We start from the raw sequence: 873 nt of genomic DNA on the forward strand, positions 1-873 counted from the left end.
TGTGACCCCTGCAATACACTCCTCAACCGTCAGGCCGAAGAGCGTCGCCGACATATTCATCGTCAAAAGCAGGGCGGTGAGAGGTGATGTGCCCGGGTTGCAATCCGTCGCGAGCGCGATCGGAACACCGGCTGCGCGCAGCGCCTTCACGGGTGGTTTCTGTTTTTCATTGATGGAATAGTATGCGCCGGGCAGCAGCACCGCGACGGTTCCGGCTGCCGCCATGGCGACCACGCCGTCATCGTCGAGATACTCGAGATGATCCGCCGAAAGCGCACCATAATCAGCGGCAAGTGCAGCTCCGCCGAGATTGGACAACTGCTCGGCATGCAGCTTCACCGGAAGGCCAAGCGCCTCGGCGCGATCAAAGACAAGGCCGATCTCTTCCGTTGAGAAGGCTATGCCTTCGCAGAACCCGTCGACGGCATCGACAAGGCCTTTGGCGTGTGCCTCATCGAGAGCGGGCAGCACGATTTCGGCTATATAGTCGCGATTTCGGTCCTTGTATTCGGCGGGTGTGGCATGAGCGCCGAGATAGCTCGTCTTGACGCGCACCGGCCGCATACTGCCGAGAACACGGGCAGCCTCCAGCATCTTGACTTCGCCAGCGATGCTGAGGCCGTAGCCCGACTTGATCTCGATCGTCGTCACCCCCTCGCAAAGCAACGTATCGAGGCGGGGCGGGGGAGCTTCCACCCAGCCCTCTACAGACAGCCCCTTCGTCCGCCTGGCCGAGGGGACGGAGCCCCCGCCCGCGCGGGCCATCCCTTCCCTCGGGGTGCCGGCGCGGGCGCTTTCGTATTCCGGCGCCCCGCTTACCCCACCGAACTAGTGGGCGTAGGACTCCACCAGCCAGTGCGACGACCCCCAGGC

At 63.6% G+C, this 873-nt stretch carries 1 pseudogene; it reads right to left on the bottom strand.

Annotation, left to right across the window (positions count from 1 at the left end):
- Window positions 1-873, bottom strand: a pseudogene (locus tag C9413_RS32475) (imidazolonepropionase); the annotation flags it as partial.

The sequence above is a fragment of the Rhizobium sp. SEMIA 4085 genome (assembly GCF_013004495.1).
In the GTDB taxonomy this organism is placed as follows: domain Bacteria; phylum Pseudomonadota; class Alphaproteobacteria; order Rhizobiales; family Rhizobiaceae; genus Rhizobium; species Rhizobium gallicum.